General features: G+C 36.2%; 15 protein-coding genes and 1 other annotated feature. Of the genes, 12 read left to right on the top strand and 3 right to left on the bottom strand.

The window, feature by feature from the left end; genetic code table 11:
* The first annotated feature begins 132 nt into the window (after nucleotides 1-132).
* The 7 genes from AAG068_RS25180 (at nucleotide 133) to AAG068_RS25150 (ending at nucleotide 8,197) form a co-directional block, all read left to right on the top strand.
* Entirely contained in the window at nucleotides 133-417 is a 285-nt protein-coding gene (locus AAG068_RS25180; RefSeq protein ID WP_086412857.1) for a hypothetical protein, read from the top strand.
* 28 nt (nucleotides 418-445) lie between these two features.
* Nucleotides 446-1,228, top strand: coding sequence for a membrane protein insertase YidC (yidC, locus tag AAG068_RS25175; protein ID WP_000920532.1), 783 nt, complete (start codon nucleotides 446-448; stop codon nucleotides 1,226-1,228).
* A gap of 129 nt (nucleotides 1,229-1,357) precedes the next feature.
* Nucleotides 1,358-2,320, top strand: a complete 963-nt coding sequence (locus AAG068_RS25170) for a hypothetical protein (protein WP_342716229.1) — start codon at nucleotides 1,358-1,360, stop codon at nucleotides 2,318-2,320.
* A gap of 293 nt (nucleotides 2,321-2,613) precedes the next feature.
* Nucleotides 2,614-2,850 (top strand) — a binding site (T-box leader).
* A gap of 65 nt (nucleotides 2,851-2,915) precedes the next feature.
* The gene (locus AAG068_RS25165) at nucleotides 2,916-4,232 is read left to right on the top strand and encodes an APC family permease (protein WP_342716228.1); all 1,317 of its coding nucleotides are present in this window, start codon (nucleotides 2,916-2,918) and stop codon (nucleotides 4,230-4,232) included.
* A 106-nt stretch (nucleotides 4,233-4,338) separates the two neighbouring features.
* Nucleotides 4,339-5,523, top strand: coding sequence for an MFS transporter (locus AAG068_RS25160; protein ID WP_342716227.1), 1,185 nt, complete (start codon nucleotides 4,339-4,341; stop codon nucleotides 5,521-5,523).
* A 77-nt stretch (nucleotides 5,524-5,600) separates the two neighbouring features.
* Complete coding sequence (locus tag AAG068_RS25155) at nucleotides 5,601-5,771, top strand: hypothetical protein (protein WP_342716226.1); 171 nt, start codon at nucleotides 5,601-5,603, stop codon at nucleotides 5,769-5,771.
* Between the two features lie 269 nt (nucleotides 5,772-6,040).
* Nucleotides 6,041-8,197, top strand: a complete 2,157-nt coding sequence (locus AAG068_RS25150; RefSeq protein WP_342716225.1) for a SpaA isopeptide-forming pilin-related protein — start codon at nucleotides 6,041-6,043, stop codon at nucleotides 8,195-8,197.
* 30 nt (nucleotides 8,198-8,227) lie between these two features.
* Here the strand turns inward: AAG068_RS25150 and AAG068_RS25145 are convergent, their stop codons facing one another.
* Nucleotides 8,228-8,986, bottom strand: coding sequence for a TrmB family transcriptional regulator (locus tag AAG068_RS25145; RefSeq protein WP_342716224.1), 759 nt, complete (start codon nucleotides 8,984-8,986; stop codon nucleotides 8,228-8,230).
* Between the two features lie 186 nt (nucleotides 8,987-9,172).
* On the opposite strand from AAG068_RS25145, the gene AAG068_RS25140 reads away from it, so the two are divergent.
* The 4 genes from AAG068_RS25140 to AAG068_RS25125 all read left to right on the top strand — a co-directional run bounded on the left by AAG068_RS25140 (nucleotide 9,173) and on the right by AAG068_RS25125 (nucleotide 13,075).
* Nucleotides 9,173-11,173, top strand: a complete 2,001-nt coding sequence (locus tag AAG068_RS25140; protein WP_342716223.1) for a methyl-accepting chemotaxis protein — start codon at nucleotides 9,173-9,175, stop codon at nucleotides 11,171-11,173.
* A 77-nt stretch (nucleotides 11,174-11,250) separates the two neighbouring features.
* Complete coding sequence (locus tag AAG068_RS25135; RefSeq protein WP_342716222.1) at nucleotides 11,251-11,553, top strand: MTH1187 family thiamine-binding protein; 303 nt, start codon at nucleotides 11,251-11,253, stop codon at nucleotides 11,551-11,553.
* Nucleotides 11,554-11,601: 48 nt separating this feature from the next.
* Nucleotides 11,602-11,847, top strand: a complete 246-nt coding sequence (locus AAG068_RS25130; protein WP_342716221.1) for a YusU family protein — start codon at nucleotides 11,602-11,604, stop codon at nucleotides 11,845-11,847.
* Nucleotides 11,848-12,157: 310 nt separating this feature from the next.
* Complete coding sequence (locus AAG068_RS25125; protein ID WP_048528283.1) at nucleotides 12,158-13,075, top strand: proline dehydrogenase family protein; 918 nt, start codon at nucleotides 12,158-12,160, stop codon at nucleotides 13,073-13,075.
* A 22-nt stretch (nucleotides 13,076-13,097) separates the two neighbouring features.
* Here AAG068_RS25125 and AAG068_RS25120 read toward each other — a convergent pair whose 3' ends face one another.
* Both AAG068_RS25120 and AAG068_RS25115 read right to left on the bottom strand, forming a co-directional pair.
* Complete coding sequence (locus AAG068_RS25120) at nucleotides 13,098-13,937, bottom strand: D-alanyl-D-alanine carboxypeptidase family protein (protein ID WP_342716220.1); 840 nt, start codon at nucleotides 13,935-13,937, stop codon at nucleotides 13,098-13,100.
* A 97-nt stretch (nucleotides 13,938-14,034) separates the two neighbouring features.
* Nucleotides 14,035-14,181, bottom strand: a complete 147-nt coding sequence (locus AAG068_RS25115; RefSeq protein WP_001096344.1) for a YuzL family protein — start codon at nucleotides 14,179-14,181, stop codon at nucleotides 14,035-14,037.
* A gap of 235 nt (nucleotides 14,182-14,416) precedes the next feature.
* Here AAG068_RS25115 and AAG068_RS25110 point away from each other — a divergent pair, with 235 nt between their 5' ends.
* Nucleotides 14,417-16,798, top strand: coding sequence for a 3-hydroxyacyl-CoA dehydrogenase/enoyl-CoA hydratase family protein (locus tag AAG068_RS25110; protein WP_342716217.1), 2,382 nt, complete (start codon nucleotides 14,417-14,419; stop codon nucleotides 16,796-16,798).
* Nucleotides 16,799-16,813 lie beyond the last annotated feature (15 nt).

Raw genomic sequence — 16,813 nt, 5'->3', positions numbered from 1 at the left:
AAGAAAGCGAATACAATGTTTCTTAATTATCGTTTTCTTGAGAAAATATGCAAAATACTTTTTTTGACGATAAAAGGAAATAGAGAATGTTTGCCGAATGTGCTAAAATGACCTTATTAAGGATGTGAAGCGATGGAATTTTTATTGCAGGATGCAATTATATATATATCGTTTGTAACGACAGCACTTTGTTTATTAGAAGTTTTCTTCCTTGCTAACGTTTCTCGCTTTGTGCGTCAGCAAGCATCGAGCGGTAGACAAAGAGCTTTTGCGTTAGTTGATACATGTGAAGATAGTGCGGGGAATGTACCGCTATTTTCGATTTTTTATAAATATGGAATGATTCGTTCTGTACGCAGACAAGAATCAAGTGAAGAGAATGACGAGGTCGGTCCGTATACACCAATGTTTCGCTAAATAATTACGAAACATTGGAGGAATGAACATGTTAAAATCATACCGAGCTGTGCTCGTTAGTTTATCATTATTACTTGTTTTTGTTTTATCTGGTTGCAGTAATGCAGCCCCAATTGATGCACATAGTACGGGAATTTGGGATCATTATTTCGTATATCCAATCTCGTTTATGATTCAATTTGTTGCTCATCATATACCGGGAGCTAGCTTCGGGATTGCTATCATTATTATGACGCTCGTTATTCGTTCAGCAATGATTCCATTAGCTGTTTCGCAATATCGTAGCCAAGCGAAAATGAAAAAAATGCAACCTGAATTGCAGAAGCTAAAGAAAAAATACGGTGATGTAAGTAAAGATCTTGAAAAACAAAAGCAGTATCAAAAAGAAATGTCAGAACTAATGAAATCAGGCGGTTGGAATCCACTTGCTGGTTGCTGGCCACTATTAATACAAATGCCGATTTTCTCTGCTTTGTATTATGCGATTAGCCGAACAGAAGAGATTCGCACATCTTCGTTTTTATGGGTGAACTTAGGACATGCAGATCCTTATCATATATTACCGATTATCGCAGCATTAACGACATTTATTCAGATGAAAGTTTTCCAATCTAATATTACACCTGGAGAACAAGTACAGATGCTGAAAATGCAGCAAATTATGATGCCAGCAATGATTTTATTTATGGGATTTGCGGCGCCGTCAGGACTTGTGTTGTACTGGATAACAGGTAACTTATTTACAATGACACAAACAATTGTATTAAGAAGAATAATGGAACGTGAAGAATTACAATTACAAAAAGCATAGAACAACGCCGCTCATCACGAGCGGTGTTTTTTTGTTAAGTCGTTAAGGAAATTTTAAGAAACCGACATTACTATAGGCATTGTATACGAGAGTGTACATGCTTTAGAACTATGAAGGAGGAAATTTCCTATGAAGAAGAAAACAGTTGGGTATTTAGCGATTGCAGGTGCTTTATCATTCGGAATCATTGGAGGAGTCGGTATTCCGGCATTCGCGGCAACGAATACTCCAGCAGCTGAGCAAGCGACAAAAACGGCGAAAAAAGATTTAGATGACGCTACAAAACAAAAAGTAAAAACGATTATGGACGATACAAAGAAACAGTTAGAGGAGCTAGGTGTAAAGCTTCCAGAGAAAGAAAAACGTAAAGATATGTTTGCGGAATTAGATGATCAAACGAAAGAAAAAGCGAAATCAATTTTAGAGCAAGAGAAATCCGGTAAATTAACACGTGAACAAGCGCAAGAGGAATTAACGAAGTTAGGCGTGAAAATGCCAGAGAAGGGTAAGCATAAAGACATACTTGCTAACTTAGCTGAAGCAACAAAGGAAAAAGCAAAGTCTATTTTTGAACAGGAAAAGTCCGGTAAATTAACACGTGAACAAGCGCAAGAGGAATTAACGAAGTTAGGCGTGAAAATGCCAGAGAAGGGTAAGCATAAAGACATACTTGCTAACTTAGCTGAAGCAACAAAGGAAAAAGCAAAGTCTATTTTTGAACAGGAAAAGTCCGGTAAATTAACACGTGAACAAGCAAAAGAGGAATTAACGAAGTTAGGCGTGAAAATGCCAGAGAAGGGTAAGCATAAAGACATACTTGCTAACCTAGATGAAGCAACAAAGGAAAAAGCAAAGTCTATTTTTAAACAGGAAAAGTCAGGGGAATTAACACATAAGCAAGCAAAAGAAGAATTAACAAAACTAGGTGTGAAACTTCCAGAGAAAGAGAAGCATGAAGACATCTTTGCGGGATTAGATGAGGCAACAAAAACAAAAGCACAAGCGATTTTAGATAATGAAAAGAAACAATTAGAAGCATTGAATGTTGATTTGCCGCACAACAAATTTTTTATGAAAAAAGATGAGAAATAATTAAATGAAGTCGTATCTTTCGTGTGGGCAACCGAAAGGTATGTATGTGGGGAGACTTTCTTTTAGAAAGTCTCCTCTTACTTATTGTCGTTTTTTGTTGGTAAATCGATATATTTGAAAAGCTGCTGATATAATTTTTTACCGCTACACTGTTCCAAAGATACTAGGAAATTAGAGAAGTGTCGTAAATTCTGTTATAATATAAGAAGAGAAAAATTTCGTATGTTATATAAAAATATATTGATTTTTTCTAACAATTCAATATAATGAACAATAACTACAAAATTCGACATCAAGAAGTGATGATGAGGACACGATCAATTTTTTACGATTCTCAGAGAGGGAAGCCTTTGGCTGTGAGCTTCCTAATACGAAAAAATGGATTACCACCTCTGAACTGCAGCAGTGAACGAACATCTAGTAATTGCTTGCCGGCAAAAACCGTTATTTAGACTTGAGAAATTGGTGAAGTGTGTTACTTGACGAATTGAAACAAGGGTGGAACCACGAATATAACACTCGTCCCTTTTTTAGGGAGGAGTGTTTTTTTATTTCATTTTTGCATCACACTAGGATTGGAAGGAGGATACGCAGCATGCATCATGATGAGAAGAACAAAATTGGTTTAACGGTAGCACTTTCTATCGTAGTAGGAACGATTATTGGGTCTGGTGTATTTATGAAACCAGGGAGCGTATTAGATTACTCGGGGAGTTCTAATATGGCGATTCTTGCTTGGGTAATTGGTGGTCTGTTGACGCTAGCAAGCGGTTTAACAGTAGCTGAAATTGGAGCACAAATCCCGAAAAATGGTGGGTTGTATACGTATTTAGAGGAGATTTACGGAAGCTTTTGGGGATATTTATCAGGCTGGATGCAAACGATTGTTTATGGTCCAGCTATTATTGGAACATTAGGGTTATACTTTAGTTCTTTAATGATTAATTTTTTCTATTTAGATAAAGTATGGAATTTACCAATCGCAATTGGAACAGTTGTGTTCCTTGGCGTTGTAAATAGTATGGGAACAAAATATGGAGGTATTGTCCAAACAATCACGACAATCGGGAAAATGATTCCAATTGTATTAATTGTTGTGCTAGGTTTTTGGAAAGGAAATAGCGATATCTTTAACGTAGTTGTGCCGATATCAGAAAATCAAAGTATCGGGATGGCAATTTTAGCAACGTTATTTGCTTATGACGGCTGGATTCTACTTGCGTCAATTGGCGGAGAAATGAAGAATCCAACAAAGTTATTACCGAAAGCAATGACAGTTGGGATTTTAATTGTAACAGCTGCTTACGTATTAATTAATTTGGCATTATTAAATGTATTACCAGCAGTGGAAATTGTGGGCCTTGGAGAAAATGCAACAGCGACAGCTGCGGGCATGCTACTTGGTGAATATGGTGGGAAAATTATTAGTATCGGTATTATCGTGTCTATTTTCGGTTGTTTAAATGGAAAAATTTTAACGTTCCCACGTATCCCCATGTCGATGGCAGAACGTGGACAACTTCCATTTGCTAAGTTTATTGCAAAGGAAAGCCCAAGATTTAAAACACCAGCAAATGCAATTACTGTTGAAATCATTTTAGGAATTATTTTAATGATTATTAGTGATCCGAATAAGCTATCTGAGATTTCCGTATTCATTATTTATATTTTCTATGTAATGACGTTTATTGGTGTCTTCATTTTAAGAAAACGTAATAAGAATAAAGAGCGTGCATACAGTGTACCGTTATTCCCAATCGTACCAATCGTTGCGATTCTCGGTTCACTCTTTGTAATCGGTAGTGCAATTATCAATGATCCGATAAGTTGTTTCTTATCAATTGGAATTGTTTTTACTGGGCTTCCAGTATATTGGTATTTAAATAAGAAGAACAAAACTGAAGTATCATGATTGAAGGGTAGGCTATAATACGCCTACCTTTTTTACTGTAAAAAAATTGTACTTGTTTTCAATTTCTATTTTGGTTACTATAGTAGTAGTAACCAAAATAGAAAGCGTGGGGAAAGACTTGAATTTTCGTGTTTATATTTTAGCTATCGCGGCTTTCGTAGTCGGAACGGTTGAGCTAATTATAGGAGGAACGCTTGATTTAGTTGCCAATGATTTAGGAGTATCTATTAGTGCGGCTGGTCAGCTTATAACAATATTTTCAGTAGTATTTGCTTTGTCGGGTCCGTTTTTATTAGCGGTAACTGGAAAGTTCGAAAGAAAAAAATTATACATTGGAGCATTATCAATTTTCTTAATCGGAAATATTATTTCAGCAGTTAGTGTCAATTATGGGATGTTAATGTTCTCAAGGGTTATTTGTGCGGCGAGTGGTTCGCTTATTATTGCACTGTCAGTAACACTTGCTTCTAGCGTTGTAGAACCACATTTTCGTGCGCGTGCAATTGGAATCATCTTCATGGGGATTAGTGGTTCACTTGTACTTGGAGTACCGCTTGGCCTTGTACTTGGAAATGCATATGGATGGCGTGCACCATTTGTACTCATTTCGATCTTAACAGTAATGGCAATCGCATGTATTTCATTATTCTTAACGAAAGTGCCACCAACATCAGTACTATCGATAAGAGAGCAAATCGCTACGTTAAAAGATAAAAAAATTGTCAGTGCACAGTTAACGTCATTCTTATTTTTAACGGGTCATTTAACACTATATGCATATCTAACACCATTTTTAAAAGATGTGATGCATGTTGAGGCAAATTGGATTAGTGTATTTTACTTCATTTTCGGGATCGCAGCAGTAATTGGTGGTGGCTTCGGTGGCTGGCTTGCGGATAAATGGGGATCGAAGAAAAGTATTATCTCAATTATTATCGTATTTGCGTGTGCGATCTTCCTATTGCCAATGATGACATTTTCATTCCCGCTGTTCATTATTATGATGGGAATTTGGAGTATGCTTAGCTGGGCTATTTCACCAGCACAACAAAATTATTTAATTGAAATTGCACCAGAATCAGCTGGTATTCAGCAAAGTTTAAATAACTCTGCGCTTCACTTAGGGATTGCGCTCGGTTCAACAGTAGGCGGAGTTGTTATTGAAAAATCATCTGTTATATATAATGCTTGGGTAGGTGGCGGCTTTATTATATTAGCGCTGCTTTGTGCAATTTTCTCGATTACGAGAGGACGTTCTGCTCAGTTTGCAAAAGAAGAATCTATCGTTTGATAGGTTCTTTTTTATTTGTAAAAAATTGCAGGTTTTGGTAGGGAAGTGGAGAATTTGTATGTAGCGAGGTGATGCATATGTATACGAATTTTTCGATTATTGGCTTTCTAATTTCAATGCTTCCGTTGTTCCTTGTTGTTCTTGCACTTAGATGGGTTCGTTTCATTTATCAAAATTCAGAGAAACAAGTGGAGCAAAATGAGAAAATGATTGAGCTGTTGACGGAGATAAAGGAAAAAGATAAGTAATATATATTCGTTTAAAATTTGTTTCTCGTAAGTTATGAAGGCACTTATAAAGTGCTTTTTTATTATGTTTGAAAATTAAAAATATGTAATATTCATTTGTCAATAGCAGCATGAGAACAAACAATTTTAAAGTTGCTTATTACTTTGGAACTTTCTCAACAATTCGACAAGATACTACAAAAAAACCACCTATTCTCTTTTTTTTACTATAAGTACAATGAAACAGTAAGATTGCTTCATGTAGAAATTTATATATGGTGGTGGAGAGAATGAAACGAAAGATGGTAGGAAAATGGTTTAGTTTTTTAAGTGCTCTTATTATTTTATTAGGAATTGCAATGCCACAAGTAAAGGCAGAAGTAATGAACAGAGAAACATATAAGATGGATTGGAGCTATAGTAATTCGAAACAGCGTGAAATAAAGACAGAAATAATTAAAACGGCTTCGGGTAGTATTGCGTATTGTTTAACGCCTGATTTGCGTTCTCCAAATGGAGATGATTTGCCTGAGATGGGGAAAACATCTGATGCCGTATATCGTGTTTTATTAAATGGGTATCCTCAAAAAAGCCCATCTGAATTAGGGGTAGCGACAGTAGAAGAGGCGCATTATGCTACACAATTAGCGGTATGGATTGCAGCAAATGAATTAACGGAAGAAGATTTAGTTCCAAAAAATGAACAAGTACATAATCTTATGAAGCGTTTAGTAGAAGCTTCAAAAAAAGAAACTGGATCACAAGATATATTTTTTAAAGTTAATCCTGTAGATCCACAAACTGCTACACAAAAAGGTAATTATTTAGAAACAGGATTTTATGCAGTGCAAACAAATGCGGTTTCTGGCTCTTATACAATTCTTCCTGAAAATGCTCCTAAAGGGCTTCGAATTGTAAATGAAAATGGAGAAGAAAAAAGTACATTATCAATTAACGAAAAATTTAAAATATTAATCCCGAAAGATACGAGTAGTGGTAATTTTAAAATGAAAGTGAAGTCTACTTTAACAAATTTACAAGCAATAGCTTTTAAAGGATCAGAAAAAGTTCAAAATACAACGGTATTGTTACAAAGAAATAGTGAGAAAATCAGTACAGATTTAGTTGTAAATTGGGAATCAGTAGGCTCTTTAAAGATTATGAAATTAGGAGAAAAAAAGGAATTATTAAAAGGGGCTGTGTTTGAAGTTTCTAATGAAAACTTTAAACAAAATGTTACGACTAATGATAAGGGGATTGCGGAGTTAGGGAATCTTCCAATCGGTATATATAGCGTCAAAGAAATTCAAGCGCCAGCTGGATATGTGTTAGACGGAAGTGTTAAAAAAATTGAAGTGAAAACTGGTGAAACTGCTGTATTAGAGTTGAAAAATGAAAATGTAAAAGGTGAATTAGAAATAACGAAAGTAGATATAGCGGATGGGAATACAAAATTACCGAATGCAGAATTTACAATCTACAACGAACAAGGAAAAGAAGTAGTAAAAGGGAAAACAGATGAAAAAGGTATAGCGAAATTCAAATTACCATACGGAAAATACACGTATAAAGAAACAATAGCGCCGAATGGATATGTAATAAATGAAGAGACATTCACATTTGAAATAAAAGAGAATGGCGAAATTATTAAACATATCGTTCAAGATAAGAAAGTAGAAGGTGAATTAGAAATAACGAAAGTAGATGTAGCGGATGGAAATACGAAACTGCCGAACGCAGAATTTACAATCTACAATGAACAAGGAAAAGAAGTAGTAAAAGGAAAAACGGATGAAAAAGGTGTAGCGAAATTTAAACTACCATACGGAAAGTACACGTATAAAGAAACAATAGCACCAAATGGATATGTAATAAATGAAGAGACGTTCGCATTTGAAATAAAAGAGAATGGAGAAATTATTAAACATATCGTTCAAGATAAGAAGGTAGAAGGTGAGTTAGAAATAACGAAAGTAGATGTAGCGGATGGGAATACAAAATTACCAAATGCAGAGTTTACAATCTACAACGAGCAAGGAAAAGAGGTAGTAAAAGGGAAAACGGATGAAAAAGGTATAGCGAAATTCAAACTACCATACGGAAAGTACACGTATAAAGAAACAATAGCACCAAATGGATATGTAATAAATGAAGAGACATTCGCATTTGAAATAAAAGAGGATGGAGAAATTATTAAACATATTGTGAAAAATAAGAAAGAAGAAAAGGCATCGCTTCCTTCTAAGCCAAATAAGCCAACACCGAATGGAGAAGTGAAACCTTCCGCTGATGTGAAGCCGATGCAACAACCTAATACTCATAATGAAGTGCGTTTGCCAGCTACTGGCGGCGTTGGCAATGAATTTACGGTTTTATTCGTTTTAGGACTTGGTTTTATTATTGCAGGAGCTTATGTGTTAAAGATGAAAAATAGAAAAGAAATGTAGAAAAAAACGCCTTGTAATAGAGGCGTTTTTTTAGTATCTCAACTTCATCAACAAACTCTTAATTTCCTCATCTTCCATAAAGAGATCATGGTGTTTCTGAGTAATTTTCGCAAGTGCAACGTCATGATAGAAAAATTCTGTAAAGAACTTTACGAAAGGTTGTGACATTGTTTTCATTGCTTGCCATGACTCTTGCTCTACACCAGCAAATAAAATTTCGCGGTCGTCAACGATGAGTAGTAAATAGCGCTCTAATGCGTTAGGTTCTTCAGCTGGAATTAGAAAATGCATGTTTTCTAAATTCGTTTCTACTTCTCCAACTATAAGAGACTCAATTTGGACGCCTTGTTTTGCCTTTTCTTCTAATAAAGGAAGGTATTCAGAAAGAGTATCATTCCAAGCTGAAATAAGAATGGACTTTTTTGCACCTTCGATGAGTTCTTTACTTTGAACTCGAATAGAAGATTGCATTTTTAAGCTCCACACACGGTCATCTGTAAAGGATTTTTTTGATATATTCGTTTCCAATTCTTTAATATTTGATTGAAATTCTGTCGTTAATTTTTCAATTGCTAGCTTGAGTGGTAATGCTGTATACAGCTTTTTCTTTTCTGAAACAGAATCCATTACCATCCCTTTATCGATCAGTCGTGCTAGCACTTCATATATTTTTGCTTTTGGAACACCAGAATGCTTCACGATCGTTGTAGCATCTAATGGTTCGTTGCTCGATACGACAACTTCATAAGCTTGGCTTTCATATTGTGAGAAACCGAATTTTTGTAACATAGTTCCCTCCGAACGAATGAGATTATATTTTAAGGATAATGAACTATTTGTTTTTGCACAAGTGGTAGTAGGTTTTCTACTCAGATTGAGGTGAGAATTAGTTTCAATTTTTTAATTTTATCCATTATACTTAATATAGTGATTAATACGATTACAATACAACGAGAAAGGGATGCTTGGGGGAAGATGTTGAGAAGTTTACGTTTAAAAATTGCGGTAGTATTTTCGGTACTTATTTCTATGATGTTTGTAATATTAGGTACAGCTATGTATCAATTACAGAAAGAGAAGGAAGTGCGCTCCTTAGACCAGTATTCTCAAAATACGATGGATCTTGTGACAGAGCAACTTACGACATTTGTTCAAAGAACGGATGAAGATATGGGGTATTATGCGAACAGTGAGATGGTTCGTAATATGCTTCAAGATGGAGTTACTCCAGAAGAGGAAGCATTTTTGACGAAAGAGTTTTCGGAGTATAAAAAGAATCATCCTGGCATTTTAGACTTATATATTGGTACGAAAGATAAAAAAACATTAAGTGCCAATCTTGCTGAAGGTGGACAAGTGCCAGAAGGATATGACCCAACGACAAGACCTTGGTATAAAGACTCAGAAGCTGAGGTGAAAAAGGTTCACTGGGGACAACCTATGTATGAGATTGCAACAGGTAAATTAAGTGTAGGAGTTTCTAAAGCCATTACAGCTCAAGATGGATCTGTATTAGGTGTTGTGGCGATGGATGTATCGCTCGGAACAATCCAGAAATTACTTCATAATATTCAATACAATAACGGCGGAGAAATGTTTATTATAAATGATAAAAATATGGCTCTTGTTTACCCAGAGAAAGTCGGGAAAGATGTTTCGAAAGAGCAACTTGTGAAGAGTTTAAATAAAGATGTAACAAAATATGCTGTCACTACATTAAAAGGTGAAGATGTAGTTGCATATAGTCAGTCATTTGATTTGATGAAATGGAAGATAGGAATTTTTTATCCGAAAGAAACAATTGATGGGTTATTACATAGTACGAGAAATACAGTCATTATAATGGCATGTATTAGCTTATTAGTTGGAATTGCAGCTTCATACTTGTTCTCAAGAAGATTAGCAAGACCGCTGCAACTATTAACGAATCACGTTCAAAAAGTAGCAGAAGGTGATTTAACGTTGCAAATGAAAGTGACAAGTAAGGATGAGGTTGGAGAACTGACGAACCATTTTAATCATATGGTTGAGCAAATGAATGAAATGGTAAGCAAAATTAAAAATAGTGTATCAACCGTGCAACAATCAACGAATAATCTACATTATTTAACGAATGAAACTGTAGCAGCTAGTAAAGAAGTGTCAGGTGCAATGGATGATGTAAGCGGAGGAGCGTCTACTCTTGCTAATAGTGTCGATGAAGTTTCAGAGCAGCTCGAGAATATGGCACAGTCAGTGGAACAAATGAATAACTCTGTTGGGGAAATAAAAGGTGTGGCTGGCAAAGCTGAAGAGGCATCTAAGCAAGGATTAAATACGATGCGCAATTTAGTTCGTACGAGGAGCCAATCCTCTTCGATTGTTGTTCATACAGAGGAAGCATCCGGAAAGTTAGAGCAAAGGGTTGGATCGATTCAGAATGTTGTAGAGCTTATAAAAGGCATTTCGGATCAAACGAATTTACTTGCTTTAAATGCTTCAATCGAGGCGGCACGTGCGGGGGAACAAGGTAAAGGCTTCGCTGTTGTTGCGGAAGAAGTTAGGAAATTAGCGGAACAATCAAAGGATGCAACAGTAGAAATTGCGACGATGATCGGTGAAGTACAAGTAGAGGTAAGAAGAGTAGTAGAAGTTGTAAGCAAATTGAAAGACATTGCGGATATACAAAATAAAGTTACGACAGAGGCAGAAACGGAATTCCGCACAATTATGTCAGTTGTAAATACGATTAGTACTTCAGTGGAACAAATTGTAGAAGAGGTACACAACATCGGTTACGAGCAAGGAGAAATTACAGCGGTCATGCATACAATTGCTGGTACGAGTCAAGAAAGCGCAGCTGTTTCGGAAGAAGTAAATGCTGCAACTGAATCACAAGTGAATCATCTAGAAAAGGTAGCTCATACGATGGAAAGTTTGACCGAGCATATGAGAGACTTAGAAAGATTAGTTGAGCAGTTTAAAATAGAGGAATAACAAATTAGTAAAATGATGAGTATTTCGGTAAAATAGACAATGGATATATAAGAAGCAATTATAGGAGGAAGACTACTATGGCAATTGTTGACGTATCGATTATTCCAGTAGGAACAGGTAATCCAAGTGTGAGTGAATATGTAGCAGAAGTACAAAAGGTGCTAGAGAAAAATGCAGATCGCGTGAAGTATCAATTAACACCAATGAATACAATTATTGAAGGAGATCTTCCTGTCATTCTAGAAGTAATTCAACAAATGCATGAAGTTCCATATGCGAAAGGTGTGCAGCGCGTTGCGACAACAATTCGTATCGATGATCGTCGTGATAAAGTAAGCACAATGGAGAAGAAATTAAACTCTGTTCGATCAAAATTATAAAGAAAAGCAGCGATCTTCGCTGCTTTTTTCATATAGGAGGTAGATAAGATGAGTGAAAAGTTTAACGAACAATTTGACGGGTTGTTAGAGAAATACACGGAACTATTACTTGGAGAGAGCAATGAAGAGAGAAAAGAACAGGTGCAGAAGTGGGCACTGTATTCTTACATAGCGAAGACGATGCCGGCTTTAGTGAAGCATTGGAATGAAACATATCCTGATGCGAAAGAAGAGATGGTACAGTTAATTACAGATATTAAAAGGCTGAATGAAGAGAAGAAAAATGAGCAATAAAAAAACTTGAGGCAAATATAATCTCAAGTCTTCTGTATTAATATCCTTATATAATTTACATGGAATATAAAGGGTTTTATAGGCATGTCGAATATTTTCGACATGCTTATTTTGTGCCTAGTAAACTCCATTTTTCTAAATGTCGAAAAATATTTCAGGCATATTTATAAGCGAGAATATAGGGTTTTAAATGTTTTTATAGTATTTTATAAATTATCTAAATAATTATTTGTATCCAATAATTTTAAACAATGATATAATTTTGAAGAGGGGTAAAAAACAGATAAATTAAGTCATAGGGGTGAATTACATGGAACAATTAATGCGAAATTCGTTTCTTTTCTTATCTAAAAATAAAGCGCTAACAAAACTGGCTAAAAAGTACGGTTTACGCTTTGGTGCAGGTCGCTTTGTCGCAGGGGAGACGATTGAATTAGCGACAGCAGCTATTAAACAATTGAACAAGCAAGGACTTTGTGTAACAATCGATTATTTAGGGGAATTCGTTGATAATGAAGCGGAAGCAAATGAAATGGCTAACCAATCGATTGAAGCGATCCGTGCTATTGGAAGAGAAGGTCTTGATTCGCAACTTTCTTTAAAAATGACTTCTATGGGATTAGATATCTCTGATGAAATCGTAATGAACAATATGCGCCGTATTTTGGAAGCTGCAAAAGAAAATGGTGTGTTCGTTACCATTGATATGGAAGACTATACACGCTGCGGAAAGACAATTGATATCTTTAAACAGTTAAAATCTGAGTACGATAATATTGGTACAGTTATTCAAGCTTACCTATATCGTACAGAAAAAGATATGGAAGAATTAAATGCTTATAGTCCTAATTTACGTCTTGTAAAAGGAGCTTATAAAGAACCTGAAGAGGTAGCGTTCCCGGATAAGAAAGATGTAGATGATAACTATAAAAAAATTATTAAAATGCACTTATTAAATGGAAATTATACTGCAATTGCTTCACATGACGAAGCGATTATTGAATATACGAAAAAACTTGCCGAAGAACACAACATTCCAAGAGACCAATTTGAATTCCAGATGTTATATGGTATTCGTAATGAGCGTCAACTTGAGCTAGTAAAAGAAGGTTACAAAATGCGTGTTTACGTACCTTATGGAAACGACTGGTATGGCTACTTCATGCGTCGTCTAGCAGAGCGTCCAGCAAACGTTGCGTTCGTATTAAAAGGTATGGTTAAAAAATAACCAAGGAGAAAATACTCCTTGGTTATTTTAATTGCTGAAATGCGTAATGTGCCATTTTCTTCGTATCAGGATACAGTTGCTTGCGAGTAGAAGATAATACAACATTAATGACGCGTTTACCGTCTTTTTCATCCACTGTTACGACCGTATATTTTCCGAGTGCGGATAGACCGCTTTTACTTCCAATTGCATATGGATCGTCATATAGTTCTTCTCGTCCATAGTTTGCGATATTTGGAGAGCGTTCTGAAGTATGTAGAGTTGTACGTGTTGAATTCATATATTCTAAAACAACTGGGTACTTTAATGCTTCTTTCGTAATCATAGCAATGTCATATGGTGATACTTTATTTCCGAGTGCATCAGCACCACTTGCGTTTTTGAAAGTCGCATGCTTTGTACCAAGTTCCTTCGCTCTAGCATTCATCATTTTTACAAATTCATTTTTTGATCCTGCGATATGTTCTGCGATGGATTCAGCTATTGGATCTGCACTAATGATAAGCATCAGTTTTAATGCCTCATCACGCTTTAACTTTTCCCCAGCACGAAGTTTAATTTTCTTACTTTGACTTTCTGTTTTAATTGCGTTCTCTGTAACTGTAATTTCTTCGTCCTCTTTTACATTCTCTAGTAAAAGAAGGGTTGTCATCATTTTGGCTATACTAGCCGGATAAGAGCGTTCGTCCTCTCGTTTTCCATACAAAATTTCACCTGTGTCTGCATCGATTGTAATGGCGTATTGCCCAGTGATACTAGGTTGATCGGCTCTTACAGTTTGCTGTCTTTGTGCGTAAGAGAAGAAAATCATCCCTGTAAATAGTGTGGCAATCATTACAAGCATAACTATTGTTCGTTTCATCATCGTTCCCTCTTTTGTTTTCCATATGTACAAATAAATTGGGCAGAAAAAGCAGCCATTACCCATTATGCCACGTTCTCTGCCCAAAAATATAGCGTTATTTTTCGCCCATATTATGCTTCTTATATTGTTGGTTATTACCTTGACGGCCCTTTTCCACACCGTGATTATGCGGACCTGCATTTCCAGTTACGCTTGCTGCACTAATTCCAGCCTTTGAAGGGTTTTTCTTAAGTTTTGCCATATATATTCCTCCAGTTTCGTCAGATTATAAAAAGGGAAAGTGTATTTTAGTGAAGAAAATACATATATAGCATGGGCAAATAAAAGAAAAATATTTATTTCAGAAAATTTTATCAATAAATATATTGCGAAAATTTAAACAGTATCATATATTTATTAGTAGAGGCTCACTCATTGATTGCGACTTATGTCGAAAAATTGAATGAGCATTCATTCAAGAATAGGGGGAGAAATGGATGTTCCAAATTAAAAAGGCTGCTGTTCTAGGTTCAGGCGTAATGGGTTCAGGAATTGCGGCACACTTAGCTAATATTGGTATTCCGACATTATTGCTTGATATTGTACCACCTGCGCTTACGAAAGAAGAAGAAGCGAAGGGACTTACATTAGAACATAAAAGTGTGAGAAATCGTTTTAGTAATACGGCACTGCAAAAACTATTAAAGCAAAAACCAGCTCCTCTGACAGTGAAAGGAAACCTAGCACTGATTGAAGCAGGTAACTTAGAAGATGATCTTGAGCGTCTAGCTGATGTAGATTGGATTATTGAAGTAGTAGTTGAAAACTTAGATATTAAAAAGAAACTATTTGAAAAAGTAGATGCTGTTCGTAAACCGGGTTCTATTGTAAGCTCGAATACGTCAGGCATTTCAGTTGAAAAAATGGCAGAAGGTCGTTCAGACGACTTCCAGAAACACTTCTTAGGCACACACTTTTTTAACCCACCACGATATTTAAAACTTCTAGAGGTAATACCGACGAAAGAAACTGATCCACAAGTATTAAGCTTCATGAAATTATTTGGCGAAGACGTTCTTGGAAAAGGCGTTGTTATCGCAAAAGACACACCAAACTTTATTGGAAACCGCATCGGTACGTATGGTTTACTTGTAACTCTTCAAGAGATGGTAAAACGCGGCTATAGCATTGGGGAAGTTGATTCTGTAACAGGCCCTCTTATTGGTCGTCCGAAGAGCGCAACGTTCCGTACATTAGATGTTGTTGGTTTAGATACATTCGTACACGTTGCAAATAACGTATATGAAAATGTACAAGAAGAAGAGCGTGATGTATTTAAAGTACCAGCTTTCATGCATGACATGCTTGATAAAAAATGGCTTGGAAGCAAAACAGGTCAAGGCTTCTTCTTAAAACAAGGAAAAGAAATTTTAGAATTAAATCCAGAAACGATGGAATATGAAGCTCGCAAAAAATTAAAAGCTGCATCTATCGAGTTAAGTAAACAAGAAAAAGGTTTATCGAATAAATTGAAAGCGCTTGTATACGCGAAAGACCGCGCAGGAGAGTTGTTATGGAACATCATTACACCGACTCTTTTATACTCTGCAAAACTTCATAAAGAAATTGCTGACGATATCGTTGCAATTGACCAAGCGATGAAGTGGGGCTTCGGATGGGAGCAAGGACCGTTTGAAGTTTGGGATGCAATCGGCGTTGAAAAGTCCGTTCAAAAGATGGAAGAAAACGGCGTAGTTGTTCCGACTTGGGTGAAAGAAATGTTAGAGAAAGGTTTCACTACTTTCTACAAACATGATAACGGAGATAGCTACTATTACGATAATGGCGAATATAAGCTTATTGAGCGTAATAAAAAGGCAATTTCTCTTAAACAATTAAAAGCAAAAAATGGTGTATTAAAGAAAAATAGCGGAGCGAGCTTAATCGACTTAGGCGACGGTATCCTTTGCTTAGAATTCCATTCGAAGAGCAATGCAATCGGTATGGATATTACGCAAATGATTAACTACGCTGTTGATGAAGTAGAAAAGAATTACAAAGGTCTTGTTATCGGTAACCAATCGAAGAACTTCTGCGTTGGTGCAAACCTAGCAATGATCTTAATGGAAGCGCAAGATGACAACTACTTTGAAATTGAGTTAGTTGTGAAAAACTTCCAAGATGCAATGACGAAAATTAAGTACTCTTCTAAGCCAGTTGTAGCAGCACCATACGGTATGACGCTTGGCGGAGGTACAGAAGTTTGCTTACCAGCAGCGAGCATTCAAGCTTCTAGTGAAACGTATATGGGCTTAGTTGAAGTTGGTGTTGGCTTAATCCCTGGCGGAGGCGGTAATAAAGAGCTATACATTAAACACTTAAATAAAATGGCAAACGGCGTAGAGTTTGATCTGCAAAAAGTTGCAAATAAAGTGTTCGAAGCAGTCGCAATGGCGAAAGTTTCAACTTCAGGACAAGAAGCAATTTCTCATAACTTCTTAGGTGATAAAGACGGTATTAGTGTGAATGGTGATCACTTACTATACGATGCAAAACAGAAAGCACTTGCTTTATATGAAGCAGGTTATAAAGCACCAATCCGTAAAAAGATACCGGTTGTTGGTGAAACAGGATATGCAACTCTTGCACTTGGTGCGGAAGCAATGCATTTATCTGGTTACATTTCAGAGTACGATCTTCACATTGCGAAGAAACTTGCATATGTCATCGCGGGCGGAAAAGTGCCGTACGGAACAGAAGTTGATGAGCAGTATTTATTAGATGTAGAACGCGAAGCATTTATTAACTTAGTAAGTGAGATGAAATCACAAGCAAGAATGCAGCACATGCTTGTAAAAGGAAAGCCATTACGTAACTAATAACGAGGGGAGATA

This window comes from Bacillus paramycoides (genome assembly GCF_038971285.1).
GTDB lineage: Bacteria > Bacillota > Bacilli > Bacillales > Bacillaceae_G > Bacillus_A.
This window is presented reverse-complemented; position numbering and strand designations above follow the sequence as displayed.

Bases quoted from the DNA above. Each gene is read 5' to 3' on its own strand.
- AAG068_RS25180 (WP_086412857.1), top strand. From the start codon at position 133: ATGGAATTTTTATTGCAGGATGCAATTATATATATATCGTTTGTAACG.
- yidC (WP_000920532.1), top strand. From the start codon at position 446: ATGTTAAAATCATACCGAGCTGTGCTCGTTAGTTTATCATTATTACTT.
- AAG068_RS25170 (WP_342716229.1), top strand. From the start codon at position 1,358: ATGAAGAAGAAAACAGTTGGGTATTTAGCGATTGCAGGTGCTTTATCA.
- AAG068_RS25165 (WP_342716228.1), top strand. From the start codon at position 2,916: ATGCATCATGATGAGAAGAACAAAATTGGTTTAACGGTAGCACTTTCT.
- AAG068_RS25155 (WP_342716226.1), top strand. From the start codon at position 5,601: ATGTATACGAATTTTTCGATTATTGGCTTTCTAATTTCAATGCTTCCG.
- AAG068_RS25150 (WP_342716225.1), top strand. From the start codon at position 6,041: ATGAAACGAAAGATGGTAGGAAAATGGTTTAGTTTTTTAAGTGCTCTT.
- AAG068_RS25145 (WP_342716224.1), bottom strand. From the start codon at position 8,986: ATGTTACAAAAATTCGGTTTCTCACAATATGAAAGCCAAGCTTATGAA.
- AAG068_RS25140 (WP_342716223.1), top strand. From the start codon at position 9,173: ATGTTGAGAAGTTTACGTTTAAAAATTGCGGTAGTATTTTCGGTACTT.
- AAG068_RS25135 (WP_342716222.1), top strand. From the start codon at position 11,251: ATGGCAATTGTTGACGTATCGATTATTCCAGTAGGAACAGGTAATCCA.
- AAG068_RS25130 (WP_342716221.1), top strand. From the start codon at position 11,602: ATGAGTGAAAAGTTTAACGAACAATTTGACGGGTTGTTAGAGAAATAC.
- AAG068_RS25125 (WP_048528283.1), top strand. From the start codon at position 12,158: ATGGAACAATTAATGCGAAATTCGTTTCTTTTCTTATCTAAAAATAAA.
- AAG068_RS25120 (WP_342716220.1), bottom strand. From the start codon at position 13,937: ATGAAACGAACAATAGTTATGCTTGTAATGATTGCCACACTATTTACA.
- AAG068_RS25115 (WP_001096344.1), bottom strand. From the start codon at position 14,181: ATGGCAAAACTTAAGAAAAACCCTTCAAAGGCTGGAATTAGTGCAGCA.
- AAG068_RS25110 (WP_342716217.1), top strand. From the start codon at position 14,417: ATGTTCCAAATTAAAAAGGCTGCTGTTCTAGGTTCAGGCGTAATGGGT.